Genomic DNA, 20,403 nt, shown 5'->3' on the forward strand with positions numbered 1-20,403 from the left:
CGCAACACTCAGAACCTCAGTAAAGCGCAAAAATTCCATGCTGCCCGTGCGCTGGCGCATAAACCGTGCCGGACAGAGCCCGGCAAGTCGGAAAAGGCGCCTGTTCAGGCCGGGCTGGCAGCCCATTGCTCCAGTCGCGTCACGCTCTCACGATAGGGCTTGAGACTCTTGGCCAGCAGGATGACCGACGTCAGCACCGCCAGGGTGGTGACGATCAGCAGTGAATAGCGCAGCGCCGCATCGTCGGCGAAGACGAAGTCGGTGACCAGCGCCACCGCGGTCGGACCTACCCCCAGGCCGAACAGAGTAATGACGAACAGATAGATGGCCGACGCCTGGCCCCTCATCGAGTTAGGCATGATTTCCTGAATCGCCGCAGGCGCCACACCGAACGGCATGCTCAGGCAGAACACCGTCGGCGCCAGCAGCACGCTGGCCCAGAACGCGGAGTCCATCAGCGGGAACAGCGCTACCAGCGGCAGCGCACCGAGCGCGGCGTACAGACCGACGCGCATGTTGGCGTCACTGCGCCCGCGCTTGGCCATCAGGTCCGCCAGGCGTCCGCCGAAGACGATGCCGAGGCAGCCGAACACCGCGACGATGCAACCATAGACGATGCCAACCTGGCCGGCGTCCCAGCCATAGGTACGGATATAGAAGGTCGGCACCCAGGCCGCGCTGCCGTAGCCGGCGAAAGCTAGGCCGGCGAAGCCGAAGTTGTGCAGCAGCACGGTACGCCGGTTGGCGCGAATGTAGCGCCCCACTTCGCTGAGCGGCACCGCCACGCCCGCGCCGGCGCCACGCCGGGCCGGCTCCTTGACCGCCAGCATCAGCAAGGTGAACAGCACGCCGGCGACACCGAGAATAAGGAAGATCAGCTGCCAGGGACGTACCTCGCCCAGCACCGGCAGGGTCACGTCGCCCTGTGCCGAGGCGAATTGGATGACCAGACCGCCCACCAGAAAGGCCAGGCCCGAGCCCAGATAGACTCCCATCGAGTAAACGCTGATCGCCGTAGCCCGGCGCTCGGCGGGAAAGCTGTCAGCAATAAGCGAATAGGCTGCAGGCGAAAGAGCCGCCTCCCCCACACCGACACCGATGCGGCAGAGCAGGAACTGCCAGTACATCTTGGCCATGCCGCAGGCAGCTGTGGCGGCGCTCCAGAACAGGATGCCCACGGCGATCAACCCACGCCGGCTGCGCGTATCGGCCACGCGCCCGAGAGGAATCCCGCATATCGTGTAAAACAGGGCAAACGAGAGGCCCATCAGCAGGCTCATCTGCGTGTCATTGATCGCAAGATCGCGGCGGATGGGCTCGACCAGCAGGTTCAGAATCTGCCGATCGACGAAGGACAGCACGTAAGCCACCATCAGGATGGCAACAGTGACCCAGGCTCGGGTACTGGAGGGGTAGCCGTTATTGTTGTTATGCACGGACGCTCTCCTCGGCACCGCTGACGCGGTGCGCGGCGGTTGAAAGTGGCGTCAGCTTAGGACGATATAAACAGCCGTGAGTATCGCTCGAAGGTGTTATCAGGTCGGCGAATGCTTCATACCCGCCGAGGCGAATGGCTCGCCTCGGCGATCAGGCCCGACTCAGATGGACAAGGGCGCTCGTTCGCACAGCGCGTTCAGCGCCGCTACCCAGTCCGGGTGATCGTTCAGGCAGGGCACCAGTTGCAGGCTCTCGCCACCGGCCTCGACGAATTGCTCGCGGCCGCGATCACCGATTTCCTCCAGGGTCTCGATGCAGTCGGCGACGAAGGCCGGACACATCACCAGCAGCTTCTTCACTCCTTGCGCGGCCAACTCATCGAGACGCGCCTCGGTGTAGGGTTCGATCCACTTGGCACGCCCCAGGCGCGACTGGAAACTTACCGACCATTGCTCCGGGCGCAAGCCCATTCGCTCGGCGAACAGCTCGGCGCTGCGCAGGCATTGCGCGCGGTAACAGTTGGCGAGCACCTCGGGCGAAGCGTTGCGGCAGCAGTCGTCGCCTTTCAGGCAATGGCCACTGGGATCGAGCTTGTGCAGGTGACGCTCCGGCAGGCCGTGGAAGCTCAGCAACAGGTGGTCGAAATCCTGCTCCAGGTAGGGTTTGGCGCTGGCCACCAGGGCATCGAGGTATTCCGGCTGGTCGTAGAACGGCGGCAGTATGGATAGGCGCAGGTCCAGCCCGCACTCACGCACCACCCGCTTGACCTCTTCGATTACCGTGGTCGTGGTGCTGTCGGCGAACTGCGGATACAACGGCGCCAGCGTCACCTGGCGAACGCCCTGAGCGGCCAGGCGTTGCAGCGTCGACTCGATGGACGGTTCGCCGTAGCGCATGGCCAGTTCCACCGGGCCATGACTCCACTGAGCTTTCATCGCCTCCTGCAGGCGGCGACTGAGCACCACCAGCGGCGAGCCTTCATCCCACCAGATCGATGCATAGGCATGCGCCGACGCCGCGGGGCGCTTGATCAGGATCAGCGACACCAGCAGGCGACGCAGCGGCCAGGGCAGATCGATCACGTAGGGATCCATCAGGAACTGATTAAGGTAACGGCGGACATCGGCTACTTCGGTGGACGCGGGCGAACCCAGGTTAACCAGCAACAATGCGTGATCGGTCATGCGAAATCCTAGTCAGTGATGGCTCAGCAAATCCACCAGAGCCACATCCAGATGGGTGAAACGAAAACTGAAACCCGCCTCCAGCAGGCGCGTCGGCACGGCACGCTGACCGCCGAGCAGCAACTCGGACATCTCGCCCAGCGCAGTACGCAGCACGAAGGCCGGTACCGGCAATAGGGTCGGGCGACTCAGTGCCTGGCCCAGCGCCTTGGTGAACTCGACGTTGCGCGCCGGTATCGGCGCGCAGGCATTATAAGGACCGCGAGCATCGTCTTGCTGCAAGAGAAAATCGATCAGGCCGATTTGATCGGCGATATGAATCCACGGCATCCACTGCCGGCCATCGCCGAGGCGGCCACCCAAGCCGAACCTGAATGGCGGCAGCAGGCGTTTGAGCACGCCGCCATCGGGGCTCAGCACCAGGCCGGTACGGATCAGCACCACGCGAATCCCCAGCTCCTCGGCACGCAGAGCGGTCTCCTCCCAGGCGCCGCACAACTGCGCGGCGAAATCATCGGTCACCTGCGGCGTGCTTTCGCTCAGTTCACGTTCACCGCCGTTGCCGTACCAACCCACTGCCGAGCCAGACAACAAGACGGCCGGGCGCTGCGTGCGGCCCTGCAACCAGGCCAACAATTGCTCGGTCAAACCAATACGGCTGGACCACAGCAGCGCCTTACGCTTGCTGCTCCAGGGTTTGTCGGCAATCGGCGCGCCGGCCAGGTTGATCACGGCGTCCAGGGGCTCGTCAGCCAGCTCCTCGAGCTGGGCGATACCGCGTACGTCGGAGCCGCACAGACGTGCGACCTTGCTGGGTTCACGACTCCAGACGGTGAGGCGGTGGCCCCGCTCGGCCCAGTGCGCGCATAGCGCCCGACCGATGAGACCGGTACCGCCGGTCAGCAGGATGTGCATGGCATCGTCCTCGCTTGGCAATGGAAGTAACTTCACCTTTAGTCTGGTTCATGACGCGCGCACGTGCCTTTATCGAATGCCGCGTTTGTCCTAAACCTAAAGCAAGGGAGCGCCACTCAGAACCTGTTCAAAGGCTGGCGAGCTAGAGCTATGCAAGGCAAAAACAGGCGAGGACCGGTCGGAGTCGCGCTCGACTTTACGAGTTGTAAATGAGCAGTCCGAGCCTGTTTTTAACGCAGCAGAGCCGACGCGCAGCAGGCTTTGAGCAGGTTCGAACGGCATCAGCTGTACATAAAAACATCCTTGTATAGCTTTTGTCCAAACCTTAGCCTGTAGAGCATTCAGCGCTGACGAGGTAACCATGAACGCACCCATCGCCATCATTGGCACCGGCATCGCAGGGCTCTCCGCCGCCCAGGCCCTGCATGCCGCCGGGCAGGACATCGAACTGTTCGACAAGAGTCGCGGCAGCGGCGGGCGCATGGCCAGTAAACGCAGCGACGCTGGCAGCCTGGATCTCGGCGCACAGTACTTCACCGCCCGCGACCGGCGCTTCGTCGAAGTGGTGCAGCAATGGCAAACGCGGGGCTGGGCCGCCGAGTGGCAGCCAAGTCTGTACAACGCTCAGGATGGTCAGCTCAGCGCCTCTCCGGATGAGCAGGTGCGTTGGGTCGGCAGCCCACGCATGAGCGCCATCACCCGCGCCATGCTCGGTGCCCTGCCGGTCAGGTTCAACTGCCGCATCACCGAAGTTTTCCGCGGCGACCGCTACTGGAGCTTGCTGGACGCCGACGGCAACAGCCACGGCCCTTTCAGTCACGTCATCGTTGCCACGCCCGCGCCGCAGGCCAGTGCCCTGCTGGCGGCCGCACCGAAACTGGCCGGCGCCGCAGCGAGCGTGGTCATGGAGCCGACCTGGGCAGTGGCGCTGGGCTTCGACAGCGCGCTGGACACCCGCGTGGAGGGCTGCTTCGTGCAGGACAGCGCGATCGACTGGCTCGCCCGCAACCGCAGCAAACCCGGCCGCGACAACCACCTCGACACTTGGATACTGCACGCCAGCAGCGCCTGGAGCCGACAGCATCTGGACCTGGCCAGGGAGGCGGTGATCGAACAACTGCATGGTGCTTTCGCCGAACTGATCGGCTGCACGGTGCCGCCACCGAGTTTCACCCTCGCTCACCGCTGGCTCTATGCCCGGCCGGCGCAGGCGCACCAATGGGGCGCGCTGGCCGATGCCGACCTGAGGCTGTATGCCTGTGGCGACTGGTGCTTGTCCGGTCGTGTCGAGGGGGCCTGGCTCAGTGGCCAGGATGCGGCGCGGCGCCTGCTCGAGCACCTGCAGTGAGTTTGCCCAACGACAGGCCTGGCAGGCGTCATCTCAACCCGCGCAAGCTGCTGCTGTCGAAGTGGACGGCAGCGCAACCACAGAATCGCGAGCGCCACTTCCTGGTCACCGAACTGATCCGCGACGAGGCCGACAATATCCTTGGTGTGGAGCTCCAGGCTGTACTCACCCGACGCAGCCAGCAACTCGATTGGCGTCAACTGCAGGATTGCGAGCGCTGGCTACAAGGCTGGCGCTGATCCCTCCTCCCCGCTCTCAACGGCGCCGCTTCTGCGGCTGTCGTGTGCTTGCCCGACAAAGCAATACCAAAGCTGTACAAATGATTTGACTTGTACAATCGCACACCTATGATGGACACAAGTTGTACATGATCAATTTCATGTACAAGGTTCTTCGAGGTCGGGTTATGCAAGCGAGCAAAGCCAAACTGGGTATCAGCGCCTGCCTGCTGGGTGCCGAAGTACGCTACAACGGCGGCCACAAGCTATCGCGGCTGTGCAGCCGCAGCCTGGCCGAACACTTCGACTTCGTTCCGGTCTGCCCGGAAGTCGGGATCGGCATGCCGATCCCACGCGAGCCGATTCGCCTGGTCGGTGATCCGCAGGCGCCACGTGCTGTCGGCAGCGTCGACCGCTCGCGCGATGTGACCGATGCGCTGGCCGCCTATGGCGAGCGCATGGCGAGCGAACTGCAGGGCATCAACGGCTATATCTTCATGCAGCAATCGCCCTCCTGCGGCCTGGAGCGAGTCAAGGTCTATCAGGACGGCGGCCGCCCGAGCGAGCCAGGCCGCGGCATCTTCGCCGCCACCTTCTGCGCGCGGCATCCGGATCTGCCGGTGGAGGAAGACGGTCGCCTCAACGATCCGGTGCTGCGCGAGAACTTCATCACCCGCGTTTACGCCCACGCCGAATGGCAGCGCCTGCTGCAACAGGGGCTGACCCGTCGCTCGCTGATCGCCTTTCACTCGCGCTACAAGTACCTGCTGATGGCCACCGACCCGCTGCGCTACAAGTCGCTGGGGCGCCTGCTCGGCGAACTGAGCCAACACGACCTCGGCGAACTGGCGCCGCATTACTTCAGCGAGCTGATGAGCGCGCTGAAGAAGTGTGCCACCCGCGGCACCCACAGCAACGTGCTGCAGCATCTGAGCGGTTACCTCAAGCGCACCCTGAGCCCTGACGAGAAGCAGGAGATGCAGCAACTGATCGGCCAGTACCGCGAGGGCATCGTGCCGCTGGTGGTGCCGTTGACGCTGCTCAAGCACCACTTCCGCCGCCACCCGGATCGCTACATCGCCGAGCAGGCCTACCTGCAGCCACACCCTGAGCCTCTTGCCCTGCGCAACGCGCTGTGACGCCATGACCCGCGAAACCATCGCCGACGAAGACACCAGTCACGATTACCGCCAGGCGCTCGACCAGGGCTACCTGCCGATCCGCGAGGTGGCGCGCAGCACCGGCATCAACCCGGTGACCCTGCGCGCCTGGGAGCGCCGCTACGGTCTGATCGTGCCGTACCGTACGCCCAAGGGCCATCGCCTCTACTCGCCGGCCAACCTCGAACGCATCAACGCCATTCTCGCCTGGCTGGCCCGCGGTGTTGCCGTCGGCCAGGTCAAGGCGCTGCTCGACCACGGCCAGGTGCCCCAGGCCACCGGCGGCGACAACTGGACACGCCAGCGCAACGAGATGCTCGGCTGCATCGTCCAGCTCAATGAACGTCGCCTGGACGATCGCTTCAACTCGGCACTGGCGCTCTACCCGGCCAGCACCCTGGTCGAACAGCTGTTCTGGCCACTGCTCGGCGACCTGCACCAGCGCTGGCAGGGCCAGTTCGGTGCGCGCGCCGAGCAGGTGTTCTTCCTGTCCTGGCTGCGCAGCAAACTGGCCACCCGCATCTACCACTGCAATCGCCAGGTCGGCGGCGCGCCGCTGCTACTGGTCAACCTGGGCAAGGCGCCGATAGAGCCAGGCCTGTGGCTGTGCGCCTGGCTAGCCAGTGCCAGCGATTGCCCGGTGGAAGTCTTCGATTGGCCGCTGCCGCCCAATGAATTGCTGACGGCGCTGGAACACATCGCACCGCGTGCCGTGTTGCTCTACGCCGAGGACGCACTGGACGGCACCCTGGTGCGCCGCCAATTGCCACGCCTGGCCGAACAATGCCCGGTGCCGCTGCTTATCGCCGGCCCAGCTGCCTACATTCACCGCGACGCCCTCACTGACCTGGATTCGGCCAACGACCCGCTCGCCGCGCACGCCTGGCTGCAGCGTCACCGCCTGCTAAGCGCTCAAGAGGTAGCCCCATGCAACAACTGATGTGGTTTCGCAGTGACCTGCGCATTCAGGACAACACCGCCCTGAGCCAGGCCATGAGTAGCGGCTCGACCATTGCCCTGTATCTCGTCACGCCCGGCCAATGGCAGCGCCACGACGACGCGCCGTGCAAGGTGGACTTCTGGCTGCGCAACCTGCGTGAGCTGAGCCAGGCCCTGGCCGCACTCAACGTGCCGCTGCTGGTGCGCCAGTGCCATGACTGGAGCGAAGTGCCGGTCCTGGTCGCCGATGTCTGCCAGGAGCACAACATCTGCGCCGTGCACGCCAACGAGGAATACGGCATCAACGAAAGCCAGCGTGATCGGCAGGTCAGCGCCTACCTCAACCAGCAGGCGATCACCTGGCACAGCCATCTCGACCAGCTTCTGTTCAAGCCGGGCAGCGTGCTGACACGGTCCGGTGGTTACTTTCAGGTCTACAGCCAGTTCCGCAAGGTCTGCTACGAGCGCCTGCACACAGCCATGCCGGCGCCGGTCGCGCTGCCAAAGGCGCAGACGCCGCTGGACGTGAAGCGCGACGCCATTCCCGACAGCGTCAAGGGCTTCGCCACGCCCAGCGACAGCTTGCGCCTGCTGTGGCCCGCCGGAGAGCAAGCGGCGCAGCAACGTCTGGAGCACTTTGTCGACGCACAGGTGGCCTTTTACCAGGACGAACGCGACTTCCCCGCCAAACCGGGCACCAGCCAGCTTTCGGCCTACCTGGCCGCCGGCATCCTCTCGCCCCGGCAATGCCTGCATGCCGCCCTGTCCGCCAACCGTGGCGAATTCGACAGCGGCAACCAGGGCGTCGTTACCTGGATCAATGAGCTGCTTTGGCGCGAGTTCTACAAGCACATACTGGTCGGTTACCCGCGGGTATCGCGGCATCGGGCCTTTCGCCTGGAAACCGAGGCGCTGCCCTGGCGCAACGCGCCGCAGGAGCTGGCCGCCTGGCAGGAGGGCCGCACCGGTTTGCCGATCATCGACGCGGCCATGCGCCAACTGCGGGAAACCGGCTGGATGCATAACCGCCTGCGCATGGTCGTCGCCATGTTCCTGACCAAGAACCTGCTGATCGACTGGCGCGAGGGCGAGCGCTTCTTCATGCGTCACCTGATCGATGGCGACCTGGCCGCGAACAACGGCGGCTGGCAGTGGAGCGCCTCCACCGGCACCGATGCCGCACCCTACTTCCGCATCTTCAACCCGATCAGCCAGTCGCAGAAATTCGACCCCGATGGCCAGTTCATTCGCCAGTGGGTGCCGGAGCTGGCCGCGCTGAACAAGCGCGACATCCATGATCCGTCCGCGCTCGGCGGCCTGTTCGCGCCATCCGGTTATCCGCGGCCGATCGTCGACCTGTCGCGCTCGCGCGAGCGCGCCCTGGCCGCGTTCAAGAACCTTCCGGGCCGCGAGGTCATGGCATGAGCACCTTCCTGCGCGACTTCGCCGAGCGCTTCGCCGCGCTGAACAAGGACAACCTCGATCGCCTGGGCGAGCTGTATAGCGACGATGTGCTGTTTCGCGACCCGCTGCATGAAGTGCACGGCCTGAGCGAGATGCGCCGCTACTTCGCCGAGCTGTACGCCAACGTCAAGGCGCTGCGCTTCGAGTTTCACGGTTTCGACCAGGTCGCAGACGACGAAGGCTACCTGCGCTGGACCATGTACTACCGCCACCCGCGCCTGCGCGGCGGTGCCGAAATCGCCGTGGAAGGCTGCTCGCACCTGCTCTGGCGCGAGCGCGTCTACCGGCACCGCGACTACTTCGATGCCGGCGCGCTGCTTTACGAGCACCTGCCCGTGCTTGGCCGCGTGATCGCCTGGCTGAAACGGAGGCTGGCATGAAACGCATCTGGCTGACCGGCGCCAGCAGCGGCATCGGCGCGGCCCTGGCCGAGGAATTGCTGCGCGCCGGCCATCGAATGGCGCTCAGCGCCCGCAGCACGGGCCCGCTGCAAGTCCTGGCCGCACGCTATGGCGAGCAGGTGCTGGTGGCCCCCGGTGATCTGACCGATCCCGAGCAGGTGCGCGCCATCGGTGAGCGCATCGCTCAGCAGTGGGGGGCGCTGGATTGCGCGATCCTCAACGCTGGCACCTGCGAATACGTCGAGGTTCGCCAGTTCGAGGCGGCGATGATCGAACGCGTGGTCAGCGCCAACCTGCTTTCCGCCAGCTACTGCATTGAAGCCGCCCTGCCTCTGCTGCGCCAGGGTGAGCGCCCGCATCTGGTCGGGGTCGGCAGTTCGGTAACCTTCCTGGCGCTGCCACGAGCCGAAGCCTACGGCGCGTCCAAGGCGGCCATACGTTATTTGATGCAGACGCTGCGCATCGACCTGGCGGCAGAAGGCATCGACGTCACCCTGGTCAGCCCCGGGTTCGTCGATACGCCGCTGACGCAGAAGAACGACTTCCCCATGCCCATGCGCTGGCCGGCGGAGCGCGCCGCCCGGCATATCGCCGCGCGCCTGGACAAGCGCCCGCACGAAATCGCCTTTCCCACTCCCTTCATCGCCGTCCTGAAACTGCTCGGCAGCCTGCCCAGCAGCCTGCAACTGGCCATAGGTCGCCGTCTGGCGCGTAACGAGGACAACGCATGAAAATCGCCATCGTCGGCAGCGGCATCGCCGGCCTGACCTGCGCCTATTTGCTCAACCGCCGGCACGACATCCAGGTGTTCGAGGCCAGCGACTGGATCGGCGGCCATACCCACACCGTCGACGTGCAGGTGGAGGGGCGAAACTACGCCATCGATACCGGTTTCATCGTCTTCAACGACTGGACCTATCCCAACTTCATTCGCCTGCTGGAGCAGGTCGGGGTGCGCTACAAACCCACCGAAATGAGCTTCTCGGTGAGCGACCCGGCCACCGGCGTGGAGTACAACGGCCACGACCTCAACACCCTGTTCGCCCAGCGCAGCAACCTGTTGTCGCCGGCGTTCTGGGGCATGCTGCGCGACATCCTGCGTTTCAATCGTCAGTCGCTGGACGACCTGGCCAGCAACCGCATCGGCGCCGATGTCACTCTCGGCCAATACCTCGAGCGCAACGGCTACGGCCGCCGCTTTATCGAGCATTACATCGTGCCGATGGGCTCGGCCATCTGGTCGATGTCGCTGGCCGACATGCTCGGTTTCCCGCTGCAGTTCTTCGTACGCTTCTGTAAGAACCACGGCCTGCTCTCGGTCAGCGACCGGCCGACCTGGCAGGTGATCGAAGGCGGCTCGCGCAGCTACGTGGCCCCGCTGACCGAAAGCTTCGCCGAACGCATTCGCCTCAACTGCCCGGTCAGCCGCGTCGTCCGTGATCAGGACGGCGTTACCCTGCACAGCGCAGCCGGCGCCGAGCGCTTCGACAAGGTGATCTTCGCCTGCCATAGCGACCAGGCCCTGGCCCTGCTCGATCAGGCCAGCGCTCAGGAGCAGGACATTCTCGGCGCCCTGCCCTACGCCAACAATGACGTGGTGCTGCACACCGACACGCGCCTGCTACCCAAGCGCCAGCTGGCCTGGGCCAGCTGGAACTATCGGCTGGGCGGGCCGACCGATCAGCCTGCAGCCGTCACCTACAACATGAACATCCTGCAGGGCGTCGAGAGCGATACCACATTCTGCGTCAGCCTCAACCAGACGGCTGCCATCGACCCGACCAAGATCCTTGCGCGCTTCCAGTACGCCCATCCGCAATACAGCCTGGCCGGCACCGCTGCCCAGGCGCGCTGGGAGGAATTCCTCGGCGCCCAGCACACTTATTACTGCGGCGCCTACTGGGCCAACGGCTTCCATGAAGACGGCGTGATCAGCGCCTTACGCGTGGCACGCACCTTCGGAGAAACGCTGTGATGTACAGCGCCCTGTACGGCGGCTGGGTGCAGCATCGCCGCTTCGCCCCGCGCGCCCATGCCTTTCGCTATCGCATGGGCCTGCTGTATCTCGACCTGAGCGAGCAGGCGCAGCTGTTCGCGCTCTCGGCGCTGGCCGGCTCCGGCCGCTTCGCGCCGTTCGCCTTCCGCGAGACCGACTATTTGCCCAAGGCCACGCGCCAGGGCGTGGCGCTGCACCAGGCGGTGCGCGATCTCGTCGAGGAGGCACTTGGCGCGCGCCCGCAGGGGCGCATCTGCGTACTGACGCAGCCGCGCAGCTGGGGCCTGGCCTTCAATCCGGTGAGCATTTTCTACTGCCATGACAGCGAGGAACGCCTGGTGGCGATTCTTTGCGAAGTCAGCAACACGCCGTGGCGCGAGCGCTATCACTACGTGCTGCCGGCAGAGGGCGACGGGCGTCACCAGGTCAGCGTGGACAAGGCCTTTCATGTTTCGCCCTTCCTGCCGCGCGAACTGGAATACCGCATGAGCTTCAGCGCGGTGGGCGAACGTCTTGGCGTGCACATGGCCGACTGGCAAGGCGAGACCAAGGTCTTCGATGCCAGCCTCAGCCTGCAGCGCCAGGCGCTCGACCGCGCCAGCCTGCATCGCTATCTGCTCAGTTTCCCGTGGATGACCGGCAAGACCCTGGCCGCCATCTATTGGCAGGCCCTGCGCCTGCTGCTCAAGCGTATCCCGATTTTCGACCACACCCCCGCGCAAGGCCACTTGCGCGTTGCCCGCCCGCACGTGAAGGACATGCACCATGAAGAGCTCTAGCCTGACCTCTACCCGAAGCCTGGTACGCAGTGGCAACGGTATCGGTGCCAGCCTCTTGCGACGCGCCGTACTGCGCCAACTGGAGAGCTTGCGCCACGGCCTGCTGCTGATCCAGGAGGGCAACGACACCCTGCATTTCGGCACGCCGCAGAGCGAGCTGCGCGCCGAGATCCGGGTGCACGACCCTGCCATCTGGGGCCTGGTGGCCGGCAACGGCTCCATCGGCGCGGGCGAGGCCTATATCCACGGGTACTGGAGCACGCCGGACCTGACGGCGGTAATCCGCATCTTCGTCGCCAACCTCGATGTACTGGATGCCATGGAGGGCGGCCTGGCAAGTCTCGGGCGCCCGCTGATCCAGGGCCTGCACTGGCTCAATCGCAACACCCGGCAGGGCTCGCGACGCAACATCGCCGCGCACTACGACCTGGGCAACGATCTGTTCGAGCAGTTTCTCGACTCGACCATGATGTACTCGGCAGCCATGTTCAGGAGCGAGAACGACAGCCTGGAGCAGGCGCAGCTGAACAAGCTCGAACGTATCTGCCAGAAGCTCGCCCTGCAGCCCTCCGATCATCTGCTGGAAATCGGCACCGGCTGGGGCAGCATGGCGCTCTACGCCGCGAGCCGTTACGGCTGTCGGGTGACCACCACCACGCTGTCGCGCGAGCAGCACGCCTACACCGCGCGGCGCATCCGCGAGCTGGGTCTGGAGGACCGCGTGATCCTGTTGCTGGAAGACTACCGCGACCTCAAGGGCCAATACGACAAGCTGGTTTCCATCGAGATGATCGAGGCAGTCGGTCACCGCTACCTGCCCACCTATTTCGAGCAGTGCGCGCGCCTGCTCAAGCCCGAAGGGCTGATGCTGCTGCAGGCCATCACCATTCGCGACCAGCGCTACGAGCAGGCCTGCCGCTCGGTGGATTTCATCCAGCGCTACATCTTCCCTGGCGGCGCCCTGCCCTCGGTGCAGAAGATGCTAGACGTGGTCACCCGGCATACCGACCTCAACCTGCATCACATGGAAGACTTCGGCCTGCATTACGCGCGCACCCTGCGCCTGTGGCATGACAACCTGCGCCAGGCCCGCCAGCGTCTGGAGCAGTTGGGCTACGACGATTACTTCTATCGCCTGTGGGAGTTCTACCTCTGCTATTGCGAAGGCGGCTTCCTCGAACGCACCATTGGCACCGCGCAACTGCTGCTGGCCAAACCGGCCGCTCGCCCTGCGCCACTGTTAGGAAACTTCGATGCCTAAGCTGATCGCCAACGCCCTCCTGTTCCAGCTCGGCTGGCTCGTCTGCGTGTTCGCCGGCGATGGCCCCTGGCTGCTGGTAGTGGCGGCGATCATCGGCGTGCACCTGCTGTGGGTCAGCAGCTGGGCAGCGGAAGGCAAGCTGCTGCTCAGCGTGTTTCTCGCCGGCAGTGCGCTGGACAGTTTTCTGCTCAACCTCGGGGTGTTCGACTTCGGCGAACCGCGCCAGTTGATCCCCCTGTGGCTGGCGCTACTCTGGCTGCTGCTGGCCAGCACGCTCAACCACTGCCTGGCCTGGACGGCGCAGCCCTGGTGGCGCGGCAGCCTGCTGGGCGCACTTGCCGCACCGCTGTCTTATTACGGCGGCGCCAAGATCGCAGGTGTGACCTTGCCGCTCGGCACCTGGCAAACCCTGGCCATTCTGGCGCTGATCTGGGCCGTTGTGATGCCGGTACTACACGGCTTCGCCAGGCTGTATCGCGCGCAATACGAGCAGCGCCTGCGCAGCCGACGCTCGGCTTAGGGTGGCGTCGCGCCTGTCAGCCCAAGTCCCTGATCGCCACGGCGTGGCGTACACTGCCGCGCCATGAGCGAGACCATCCCACACACCCAACTGCCGACCGTCCCAGAGATCAGTTGCAGCACCTGTGCGGCCTGCTGCTGCCAGCTGGAAGTCATGCTGATCGGCGACACCGGCGTGCCACAACGCTACGTCGAGACCGACGACTGGGGCGGCGAGGTCATGCGCCGCCTGGACGACGGCTGGTGCATAGCGCTCGACCGCGACACCATGCGCTGCACCATCTATGCACAGCGCCCGCTGATCTGCCGCGAGTTCGAACTCGGTGCAAGCGACTGCCTGGAAGAACGCCGCGGTATCGCCACCGCCTACAGTCAGTAACATCTTATGTATGAATTTTAATGCTGGCCAAGTGCATTTCTATAAATACATAACGATCAACTGCGAAGAAATACTTAGCTCCACATCGAGCCATTTCAGTGCACCAGCACCAATCCAGTGCGCTACTGCGTCGCACACCATGGATTGATATCAAAAAAATAGAACAAAGCAGAATTTATTATTAATTAGTCGAATCCATCACTCGTCCCGCACACTTTCGGTGCTCTCTACGAAACCTGACATGCTCGTGAACCGGCCAACGGCCCATTCCGAGCGACAGGAGAGCGCGCCTGAAATTCTCAGCAAGACGGAATCATGATGGCTACCCTTGCGACTGCCCCCCACTATTACAACTACGAGATCGTTCGCCGTTTCACCCTCACCACTCTGTTCTGGGGCATCCTCGGAATGGGCATGGGTGTGTTCATCGCGGCCCAGCTGGTCTGGCCCGAACTGAACTTCGGTATTCCATGGCTCAGCTTCGGGCGGATCCGCCCGGTCCACACCAATCTGGTGATCTTCGCCTTCGGCGGCGGTGCTCTGTTCGCCACCTCCTTCTACGTGCTGCAACGTACCTGTCGGGTACGGATCATCTCCGACGGCCTGGCCAACTTCCTGTTCTGGGGCTGGCAGGCAGCCGTGCTGGCGATGATCGTCAGCTATCCGCTGGGCATCACCTCCTCCAAGGAGTATGCCGAGATGGAGTGGCCGATCGCGCTGTGGGTCACCCTGTTGTGGGTGATCTACGCCTACCTGTTCTTCGGCACCATCGCCCGTCGCCAGGTGAGCCACATCTACGTGGGCAACTGGTTCTACGGTGCTTTCATCATCGTCACGGGCATGGTGCATGTGGTCAACCACATCGCCGAACCGGTCTCGCTGCTCAAATCGTACTCGGTGTACTCCGGCGCCACCGACGCAATGATCCAGTGGTGGTACGGTCATAGCGTGGTCGGCTTCATCCTCTCGGTAGGCTTTTTGGGGATGATGTATTACTTCGTGCCCAAGCAGGCCGAGCGGCCGATCTATTCCTATCGGCTGTCCATCGTGCACTTCTGGGCGATCATCACCCTGTATATCTGGGCCGGCCCGCACCACCTGCACTACACCGCGCTGCCGGACTGGGCGCAAACCCTCGGCATGGCCATGTCGGTCATCCTCCTGGCGCCAAGCTGGGGCGGCATGATCAACGGCATGATGAGCCTGTCCGGCGCCTGGCATAAGCTGCGCACCGACCCGATCCTGCGTTTTCTGGTCGTTTCGCTGGCGTTCTACGGCATGAGCACCTTCGAAGGCCCGATGATGGCCATCAAGACGGTCAATGCGCTTTCCCATTACACCGACTGGACCATCGGACACGTCCATGCCGGGGCACTGGGCTGGGTGGCGATGATCTCCATTGGCGCGCTCTACCACATGCTGCCCAAGCTGTACGGCCGCACGCAGATGCACAGTGTCGGCCTGATCAACGCGCACTTCTGGCTGGCCACCATCGGCACCGTGCTGTACATCGCCTCGATGTGGGTCAACGGCATCACCCAGGGCCTGATGTGGCGCGCGGTGAACGAGGACGGCACGCTGACCTACTCCTTCGTCGAGGCGCTGGAAGCCAGCCACCCCGGTTATGTCGTGCGCCTGCTGGGCGGGGCGATCTTCGCCAGCGGCATGCTGCTGATGGCCTGGAACACCTGGCTGACGGTACGCAGCGGTGAGCGCATCGATGCCGTGCCCTCCACCCCGGATGTGGGAGCCGCCGCCCATGCCTGACGCCCTGATCCTGCCGGTTCTCGCCACCCTGGGTTGCCTGCTCGGTTGCTGGCTGTGCTGTAGCACACCGTCGACGCTCGACCAGGCCAGCCTGCTGCCCTTCGCCGACGATCCGGAAGCGGCGGCGCGCATGACGCAAGCGACAGGCCGGCCTTGCCAGGTCACCACGCAGCCACTCGAAGAGCCCGGCAATACGACCGAAGAGCACTTGCTCGCCTGAGGTTTTCTTCGCCCAGGGACGGGCATCCAGAAGTGCCGCGTGCGGCACCCTACGGGCTTTTCAGCAGTGAAGAGCCCTCTTTTTTTGACCGGATACCATGAACACACCATCTCGCCTGCACCAATGGTGCATCGCCTTTGTTCCCGACGCTGCGCACACGCGCCCACGCGAATGGCTGCGCGCGGCACTCGGTGCCGGCCTGGGTTTTGTCTTCACCACCTGGCTGTGCAGCCAGCTTTTCGGCCTGCAGTTGGCCGTGCACTTCTCCGGCCCGCTGGCCGCCTCTGCGGTGCTGCTGTTCGCTGTTTCCTCGGGCGCGCTGGCGCAGCCCTGGTCGATCCTCGGCAGCTATCTGTGCGCCACGCTGGTTGGCGTGCTGGTCGGCCATCTGCTCGATCACAGCCTGCTCGGTGCCGCCCTGGCGGTAGGTCTGAGCCTGTTGCTGATGTGCCCGCTGCGCTGCCTGCACCCACCGGGCGGCGCGATCGCCTTCTGCGTCGTATTCGCCCCGGTAGCGCCGGGCATACCTGCCTGGCACCCGGCAATCGCCGTGATAATCGCCGCGCTGGGCCTGCTGAGCAGCGCGCTGATCTATAACAACCTCACCGGCATGCGTTACCCGCGCCAGACCACACCGCCAGCCGATGAACACCATACGCGCGACCCATCGCCCGGCGAGCGCGTAGGCATCCGCGATACCGACCTCGACCAGGCGCTCGACGAACTGGGCGCCTTCGTCGACGTGACTCGCGAGGACCTGGCGATGATCGTCAAAAGCACCGAGCGCTATGCGCTGCGCCGCAGCATGGGCGACATCCGCGCTGGCCAGGTGATGTCACGCGACCTGGTCTGCGCCACGCCGGGCACCAGCATCAAACAGGGCCTGCACCTGCTGCGCCACCATCATCTCAAGGCGCTGCCAATCCTTGACCACAACCAGCAACTGGTCGGCATCGTCAGCCTCAGCGACCTGATCGCGCCTCTGCATCACCGCCCGGCGAGGCGCTTGGGCCTGTTCAAGCGGCGCCCTCGCCCGCGCCTGGGCGAGCTGATGAGCAGCCCGGTACGCTGCACCGATGTCGATACGCACGTCGTCGACCTGATCGGCGTATTGTCCGACCGCGGCCTGCATTGCCTACCGGTACTGGAGAACGAAAAGCTGGTGGGGATCATCACCCAGACCGACGTGATAGCGGCGCTGCAACGAGACCTGTTGGCCCACTTCGATTGAGGTTTCGACCCTCTGCGATTGCAGCTCAGGATGCCGTAACGGTGCTGCTCATCGAAAAGTGCCGTAGCAGCCCTTACACTGCCTGCCTGCCCTTGCTGAGCCCGCCACGACATGGACATCGATCTGACCCGCACCTTTCTGGAAATCGTTCGCAGCGGCAGCTTCATCGCCGCCGCCGAACGCCTGCACGTCACCCAGACGGCCGTCACGGCGCGTATCCAGAAGCTCGAAGGTCACCTCAACTGCACGCTGTTCGTACGCAACCGAGCCGGGGCCAAGCTGACGGCCGACGGTGAAGCCTTCGTCGCCTATGCCAACCAGATACTGCAAACCTGGGAGGCGGCGCAGCGCGACCTGCCCCTGCCGGACGGCTATCACAACGTCATCCACGTCGGCGGCGAGGTCAGCCTGTGCAACCCACTGATGCTGCGCTGGGTCAGCCGCATCCGCGCCCGCATCGACCACTACGCCGTGCACACCCATATCGGCGACGGCCAGGAGTTGCTGCGTCAACTGGAACTGGGGGTGCTGGATGCAGCCCTGGTGTATCAGCCCAACTACTGGCCGGGCATGCAGGTAGAGCAGTTACTGGAAGAAAAGCTGATTCTGGTGCGCGCGAAGAATCCCGAACCCTACGTGTACGTCGACTGGGGCGAGGCCTTTCGCCTGCAACACGACAGCGCGCTACCAGACCGGGCCAAGGCGCCGGTGTCGTTCAACCTCGGGCCGCTGGCCCTGCAGTACATCCTCGAACACGGCGGCTCCGGCTACTTCCGCACGCGGGTGGTGCAGAGCTACCTGGACAAGAAGGTGCTCAAACGCGTGCCGCGCGCGCCGGAGTTCAGCTACCCGACCTACCTGGTGTATTCCCGCGAGCGCGACTCGGCAGTGCTGCAGCAGTCGTTCGATCTGCTGCGCGAGATCATCGCCGAAGACACCGACTGGTCGCAGCGCTGGGACCCGATGATCTGAGCCGCGAGCGAAACGAAACCGCCCCTCATATAGAGGGGCGGTTTGGTTGTAACGCTGTCGCCGGAGGCTTAGAAACTCATGCGGTAATGCACGGTGTAGGCTTCGGCGCCATCGTTCGGCTTCTTGATACCCGCGTTGGAATAGTGGATCGCACGCAGGCCGATTTCCTGGCCGGCGAAACGCAGACCTACGCCGATGCGGTCTTCGAACTGGAAGGAAGAACCCAGCTCGTTGCTTTCCAGCTCGGTGCTGGAGAACGCTGCAACGCCGATACCGGCTTCGATATAGGGGCGCACGTTCTGCCCGGCGAACTCGTAAACGAACACCGGAGCGAAGGAGAGGCTGTGGTTGCTCGCCGTGTCGTCGCCGTCCCAGTAGGTGTAGCCCAGGTCCCAGTAACCGGTCAGACGGCCGTAGCTGCTTTCCAGCCAGCTATGGTTCCAGTCCCACTGCGCGCCCAAGCGGTAAACCATGGTGGAATCGCCACTCTGACCAATAGCCGCGGTTACATCCGCAGCCTGCGCAGCACCAAGAATCCCGAACGAGAGAGCCGTAGCTGCGGCAAAGGCACACAACTTCTTCATGAGTCATTCCTTTTTTTAGCGAGAGGTTTTTATCAGGCCGTGACAAAAATATAGAAGTATCCGATAGGAGGGATAGCCCAATCGGAAAAAAAATTCACTATATCGAAAGAACTTCGGCTTTTTCACCTAACAAAATCGGCAATACTCGGCAAAGTTGCGAAATTTCACCGCTACTCCAATATCGAGTCGCCTGGGCCGGCGCGGTCGCCAGCAGATCATGCCGAGCGAGCAGACGCTGCAACTGACGCGCTACTGCCGCACCGGTATCGATCAAGGTCACCGACGCCGGCACCAGCTCACCCAGCAGCGGGCGCAGGAAGGGATAGTGGGTGCAGCCGAGAATCAGCGTGTCGCAACCCTCGGCCAGCAGCGGCGCCACATATCCCTGCAGCAATTCACGCGTGGCCGGCGCCTGCAGCTCGCCGGCCTCGATGCATTCCACCAGCCCCGGGCAAGGCTGGGTGACCACCCGCACGTCATTGGCGAAGCGATCAAGCAGCGCAGCGAACCGCGCGCTCTTGAGCGTACCGGTGGTCGCCAGCACACCGACCACGCCACTGCGGGTCGCTGCTGCCGCCGGTTTCACCGCAGGCTCCATACCGACGATGGGCAAATCAGGATAACGTTCGCGCAGTTCTCCAGCGGCTGCCGCCGTCGCCGTATTGCACGCCAGCACCAGGGCCTTGGCACCCTGCGCCAGCAGATGCTCGGTGATCACTACGCAGCGCTCGCGAATGTACTCCGGGCTTTTTTCGCCATAGGGCACGTGGCCGCTGTCGGCAACGTAGAGCAGCGTCTCGTTGGGCAGCAGCTGGCGAATTTCGCGCAGCACCGACAGGCCGCCAACACCCGAGTCGAAAACGCCGATCGGCGCGTTACTGGGCATCGCCGCAAACACCGCAGGCGGGGTCACGCCTGACCCGCAACTCGCGAAAACGCGTACCCAGCGCATCGATCAGCAGCAGGCGACCCACCAGCGGTTCACCGAAACCGGCCAGCAGCTTGAGCGCCTCCAACGCCTGCAGGCTGCCGACCAGGCCCACCAGCGGGCCGACTACACCGGCCTCGCTGCAGGTCAGCTCGGCCTCGCTGCCGTGGCCGTACAGGCAGTGATAGCAGGGGCTGGCGACATTGCGCGGATCGAACACCGACAACTGGCCTTCCAGGCGGATCGCCGCACCGGACACCAGCGGCTTGCCGGCTGCAACGCAGGCAGCATTGACCGCCTCGCGCGTGGTGAAATTGTCCGAGCAGTCCAGCACCACGTCGACGGCGCTCACGGCAGAGGCCAGCGAGTCGGCATCCAGCGCCTGGCGATGCGGCACCAGGCTGATCTGCGGATTGAGCGCGGCCAGGCGCGCCATGGCCGAGTCTACCTTGGCCTGGCCGATGCTGACGGTGTCGTGGGCGATCTGCCGCTGCAGGTTGGTCAGGTCCACCGTATCGAAGTCGGCCAGGTGCAATTCACCGACCCCGGCCGCGGCCAGGTACAGCGCCACCGGCGAGCCCAGCCCGCCCATGCCGACGATCAGCACTCGGCCCTGCTTGAGGCGCAGCTGGCCTTCCACATCGATCTGTTTCAGCAGAATCTGCCGGCTATAGCGCAGCAGCTCGTCATCGCTCAGCATC

Annotated in this window: 22 protein-coding genes; 16 read left to right on the forward strand and 6 right to left on the reverse strand. The window is 64.2% G+C overall.

Annotated elements, in window-relative coordinates:
• Positions 1-104: 104 nt before the first annotated feature.
• The 3 genes from B2U07_RS11210 to B2U07_RS11220 form a co-directional block, all read right to left on the reverse strand.
• A complete protein-coding gene (locus tag B2U07_RS11210) occupies positions 105-1,436 on the reverse strand; it encodes a spinster family MFS transporter (protein WP_275547132.1) in 1,332 nt (443 codons plus the stop codon).
• Positions 1,437-1,598: 162 nt separating this feature from the next.
• Entirely contained in the window at positions 1,599-2,621 is a 1,023-nt protein-coding gene (hemH, locus tag B2U07_RS11215; RefSeq protein ID WP_197854884.1) for a ferrochelatase, read from the reverse strand.
• 12 nt (positions 2,622-2,633) lie between these two features.
• The gene (locus B2U07_RS11220; protein WP_275547131.1) at positions 2,634-3,536 is read right to left on the reverse strand and encodes a TIGR01777 family oxidoreductase; all 903 of its coding nucleotides are present in this window, start codon (positions 3,534-3,536) and stop codon (positions 2,634-2,636) included.
• A gap of 361 nt (positions 3,537-3,897) precedes the next feature.
• Here B2U07_RS11220 and B2U07_RS11225 point away from each other — a divergent pair, with 361 nt between their 5' ends.
• From B2U07_RS11225 to B2U07_RS11300, 16 genes are all read left to right on the forward strand, one after another.
• Positions 3,898-4,884, forward strand: coding sequence for an NAD(P)/FAD-dependent oxidoreductase (locus B2U07_RS11225; RefSeq protein ID WP_197854882.1), 987 nt, complete (start codon positions 3,898-3,900; stop codon positions 4,882-4,884).
• Complete coding sequence (locus B2U07_RS11230; RefSeq protein WP_275547130.1) at positions 4,881-5,123, forward strand: TIGR02450 family Trp-rich protein; 243 nt, start codon at positions 4,881-4,883, stop codon at positions 5,121-5,123. Before B2U07_RS11225 ends, B2U07_RS11230 begins: the two co-directional genes overlap by 4 nt.
• Before the next feature lie 167 nt (positions 5,124-5,290).
• Positions 5,291-6,241, forward strand: coding sequence for a DUF523 and DUF1722 domain-containing protein (locus B2U07_RS11235; RefSeq protein WP_275547129.1), 951 nt, complete (start codon positions 5,291-5,293; stop codon positions 6,239-6,241).
• Positions 6,242-6,245: 4 nt separating this feature from the next.
• Complete coding sequence (locus B2U07_RS11240; RefSeq protein WP_296276919.1) at positions 6,246-7,202, forward strand: MerR family transcriptional regulator; 957 nt, start codon at positions 6,246-6,248, stop codon at positions 7,200-7,202.
• Entirely contained in the window at positions 7,190-8,626 is a 1,437-nt protein-coding gene (gene phrB, locus B2U07_RS11245; protein ID WP_275547127.1) for a deoxyribodipyrimidine photo-lyase, read from the forward strand. The genes B2U07_RS11240 and phrB overlap by 13 nt, the downstream gene beginning before the upstream one ends.
• Complete coding sequence (locus B2U07_RS11250) at positions 8,623-9,045, forward strand: nuclear transport factor 2 family protein (protein ID WP_275547126.1); 423 nt, start codon at positions 8,623-8,625, stop codon at positions 9,043-9,045. The genes phrB and B2U07_RS11250 overlap by 4 nt, the downstream gene beginning before the upstream one ends.
• Positions 9,042-9,797, forward strand: coding sequence for an SDR family NAD(P)-dependent oxidoreductase (locus tag B2U07_RS11255; protein WP_197854872.1), 756 nt, complete (start codon positions 9,042-9,044; stop codon positions 9,795-9,797). Before B2U07_RS11250 ends, B2U07_RS11255 begins: the two co-directional genes overlap by 4 nt.
• The gene (locus tag B2U07_RS11260) at positions 9,794-11,041 is read left to right on the forward strand and encodes an NAD(P)/FAD-dependent oxidoreductase (RefSeq protein WP_197854870.1); all 1,248 of its coding nucleotides are present in this window, start codon (positions 9,794-9,796) and stop codon (positions 11,039-11,041) included. The genes B2U07_RS11255 and B2U07_RS11260 overlap by 4 nt, the downstream gene beginning before the upstream one ends.
• Positions 11,041-11,841 (forward strand): DUF1365 domain-containing protein, encoded by an 801-nt coding sequence (locus B2U07_RS11265; RefSeq protein ID WP_197854868.1) that lies wholly within the window; start codon positions 11,041-11,043, stop codon positions 11,839-11,841. Before B2U07_RS11260 ends, B2U07_RS11265 begins: the two co-directional genes overlap by 1 nt.
• On the forward strand, positions 11,828-13,102 hold the full coding sequence (locus tag B2U07_RS11270) for an SAM-dependent methyltransferase (protein ID WP_275547125.1): 1,275 nt from the start codon (positions 11,828-11,830) through the stop codon (positions 13,100-13,102). Before B2U07_RS11265 ends, B2U07_RS11270 begins: the two co-directional genes overlap by 14 nt.
• A complete protein-coding gene (locus B2U07_RS11275) occupies positions 13,095-13,622 on the forward strand; it encodes a DUF2878 domain-containing protein (RefSeq protein WP_275547124.1) in 528 nt (175 codons plus the stop codon). Before B2U07_RS11270 ends, B2U07_RS11275 begins: the two co-directional genes overlap by 8 nt.
• A gap of 63 nt (positions 13,623-13,685) precedes the next feature.
• Positions 13,686-14,000, forward strand: coding sequence for a YkgJ family cysteine cluster protein (locus tag B2U07_RS11280; protein WP_275547123.1), 315 nt, complete (start codon positions 13,686-13,688; stop codon positions 13,998-14,000).
• 318 nt (positions 14,001-14,318) lie between these two features.
• On the forward strand, positions 14,319-15,767 hold the full coding sequence (gene ccoN, locus B2U07_RS11285; RefSeq protein ID WP_197855322.1) for a cytochrome-c oxidase, cbb3-type subunit I: 1,449 nt from the start codon (positions 14,319-14,321) through the stop codon (positions 15,765-15,767).
• Positions 15,760-15,987: a hypothetical protein gene (locus B2U07_RS11290; RefSeq protein ID WP_197854860.1), complete on the forward strand. Its 228-nt coding sequence runs from the start codon at positions 15,760-15,762 to the stop codon at positions 15,985-15,987. Before ccoN ends, B2U07_RS11290 begins: the two co-directional genes overlap by 8 nt.
• A gap of 97 nt (positions 15,988-16,084) precedes the next feature.
• Positions 16,085-17,218, forward strand: a complete 1,134-nt coding sequence (locus B2U07_RS11295; protein ID WP_275547122.1) for an HPP family protein — start codon at positions 16,085-16,087, stop codon at positions 17,216-17,218.
• 111 nt (positions 17,219-17,329) lie between these two features.
• Positions 17,330-18,190, forward strand: coding sequence for a LysR family transcriptional regulator (locus B2U07_RS11300; RefSeq protein WP_197854855.1), 861 nt, complete (start codon positions 17,330-17,332; stop codon positions 18,188-18,190).
• A gap of 68 nt (positions 18,191-18,258) precedes the next feature.
• Here the strand turns inward: B2U07_RS11300 and B2U07_RS11305 are convergent, their stop codons facing one another.
• The 3 genes from B2U07_RS11305 to B2U07_RS11315 form a co-directional block, all read right to left on the reverse strand.
• Positions 18,259-18,774 carry an acyloxyacyl hydrolase gene (locus B2U07_RS11305; RefSeq protein WP_197854852.1) on the reverse strand — a complete coding sequence of 172 codons (516 nt, stop codon included), beginning with the start codon at positions 18,772-18,774 and terminating at the stop codon, positions 18,259-18,261.
• A 97-nt stretch (positions 18,775-18,871) separates the two neighbouring features.
• Complete coding sequence (gene murI, locus B2U07_RS11310; RefSeq protein ID WP_275547121.1) at positions 18,872-19,660, reverse strand: glutamate racemase; 789 nt, start codon at positions 19,658-19,660, stop codon at positions 18,872-18,874.
• Positions 19,650-20,402: a molybdopterin-synthase adenylyltransferase MoeB gene (locus B2U07_RS11315; protein WP_275547151.1), complete on the reverse strand. Its 753-nt coding sequence runs from the start codon at positions 20,400-20,402 to the stop codon at positions 19,650-19,652. The genes murI and B2U07_RS11315 overlap by 11 nt, the downstream gene beginning before the upstream one ends.
• Between the last annotated feature and the right edge of the window lies 1 nt (position 20,403).

The sequence above is a fragment of the Pseudomonas sp. UBA7530 genome, from assembly GCF_002479365.1.
Taxonomy (GTDB): Bacteria; Pseudomonadota; Gammaproteobacteria; order Pseudomonadales; family Pseudomonadaceae; genus Aquipseudomonas.

Coding starts and splice junctions, on each gene's coding strand:
- B2U07_RS11220 (WP_275547131.1), bottom strand. CDS start 3,536: ATGCACATCCTGCTGACCGGCGGTACCGGTCTCATCGGTCGGGCGCTA.
- B2U07_RS11300 (WP_197854855.1), top strand. CDS start 17,330: ATGGACATCGATCTGACCCGCACCTTTCTGGAAATCGTTCGCAGCGGC.
- B2U07_RS11295 (WP_275547122.1), top strand. CDS start 16,085: ATGAACACACCATCTCGCCTGCACCAATGGTGCATCGCCTTTGTTCCC.
- B2U07_RS11250 (WP_275547126.1), top strand. CDS start 8,623: ATGAGCACCTTCCTGCGCGACTTCGCCGAGCGCTTCGCCGCGCTGAAC.
- B2U07_RS11270 (WP_275547125.1), top strand. CDS start 11,828: ATGAAGAGCTCTAGCCTGACCTCTACCCGAAGCCTGGTACGCAGTGGC.
- B2U07_RS11290 (WP_197854860.1), top strand. CDS start 15,760: ATGCCTGACGCCCTGATCCTGCCGGTTCTCGCCACCCTGGGTTGCCTG.
- murI (WP_275547121.1), bottom strand. CDS start 19,660: ATGCCCAGTAACGCGCCGATCGGCGTTTTCGACTCGGGTGTTGGCGGC.
- B2U07_RS11275 (WP_275547124.1), top strand. CDS start 13,095: ATGCCTAAGCTGATCGCCAACGCCCTCCTGTTCCAGCTCGGCTGGCTC.
- B2U07_RS11315 (WP_275547151.1), bottom strand. CDS start 20,402: ATGCTGAGCGATGACGAGCTGCTGCGCTATAGCCGGCAGATTCTGCTG.
- hemH (WP_197854884.1), bottom strand. CDS start 2,621: ATGACCGATCACGCATTGTTGCTGGTTAACCTGGGTTCGCCCGCGTCC.
- B2U07_RS11305 (WP_197854852.1), bottom strand. CDS start 18,774: ATGAAGAAGTTGTGTGCCTTTGCCGCAGCTACGGCTCTCTCGTTCGGG.
- B2U07_RS11240 (WP_296276919.1), top strand. CDS start 6,246: ATGACCCGCGAAACCATCGCCGACGAAGACACCAGTCACGATTACCGC.
- phrB (WP_275547127.1), top strand. CDS start 7,190: ATGCAACAACTGATGTGGTTTCGCAGTGACCTGCGCATTCAGGACAAC.
- B2U07_RS11260 (WP_197854870.1), top strand. CDS start 9,794: ATGAAAATCGCCATCGTCGGCAGCGGCATCGCCGGCCTGACCTGCGCC.
- B2U07_RS11280 (WP_275547123.1), top strand. CDS start 13,686: ATGAGCGAGACCATCCCACACACCCAACTGCCGACCGTCCCAGAGATC.
- B2U07_RS11265 (WP_197854868.1), top strand. CDS start 11,041: ATGTACAGCGCCCTGTACGGCGGCTGGGTGCAGCATCGCCGCTTCGCC.
- B2U07_RS11235 (WP_275547129.1), top strand. CDS start 5,291: ATGCAAGCGAGCAAAGCCAAACTGGGTATCAGCGCCTGCCTGCTGGGT.
- ccoN (WP_197855322.1), top strand. CDS start 14,319: ATGGCTACCCTTGCGACTGCCCCCCACTATTACAACTACGAGATCGTT.
- B2U07_RS11225 (WP_197854882.1), top strand. CDS start 3,898: ATGAACGCACCCATCGCCATCATTGGCACCGGCATCGCAGGGCTCTCC.
- B2U07_RS11255 (WP_197854872.1), top strand. CDS start 9,042: ATGAAACGCATCTGGCTGACCGGCGCCAGCAGCGGCATCGGCGCGGCC.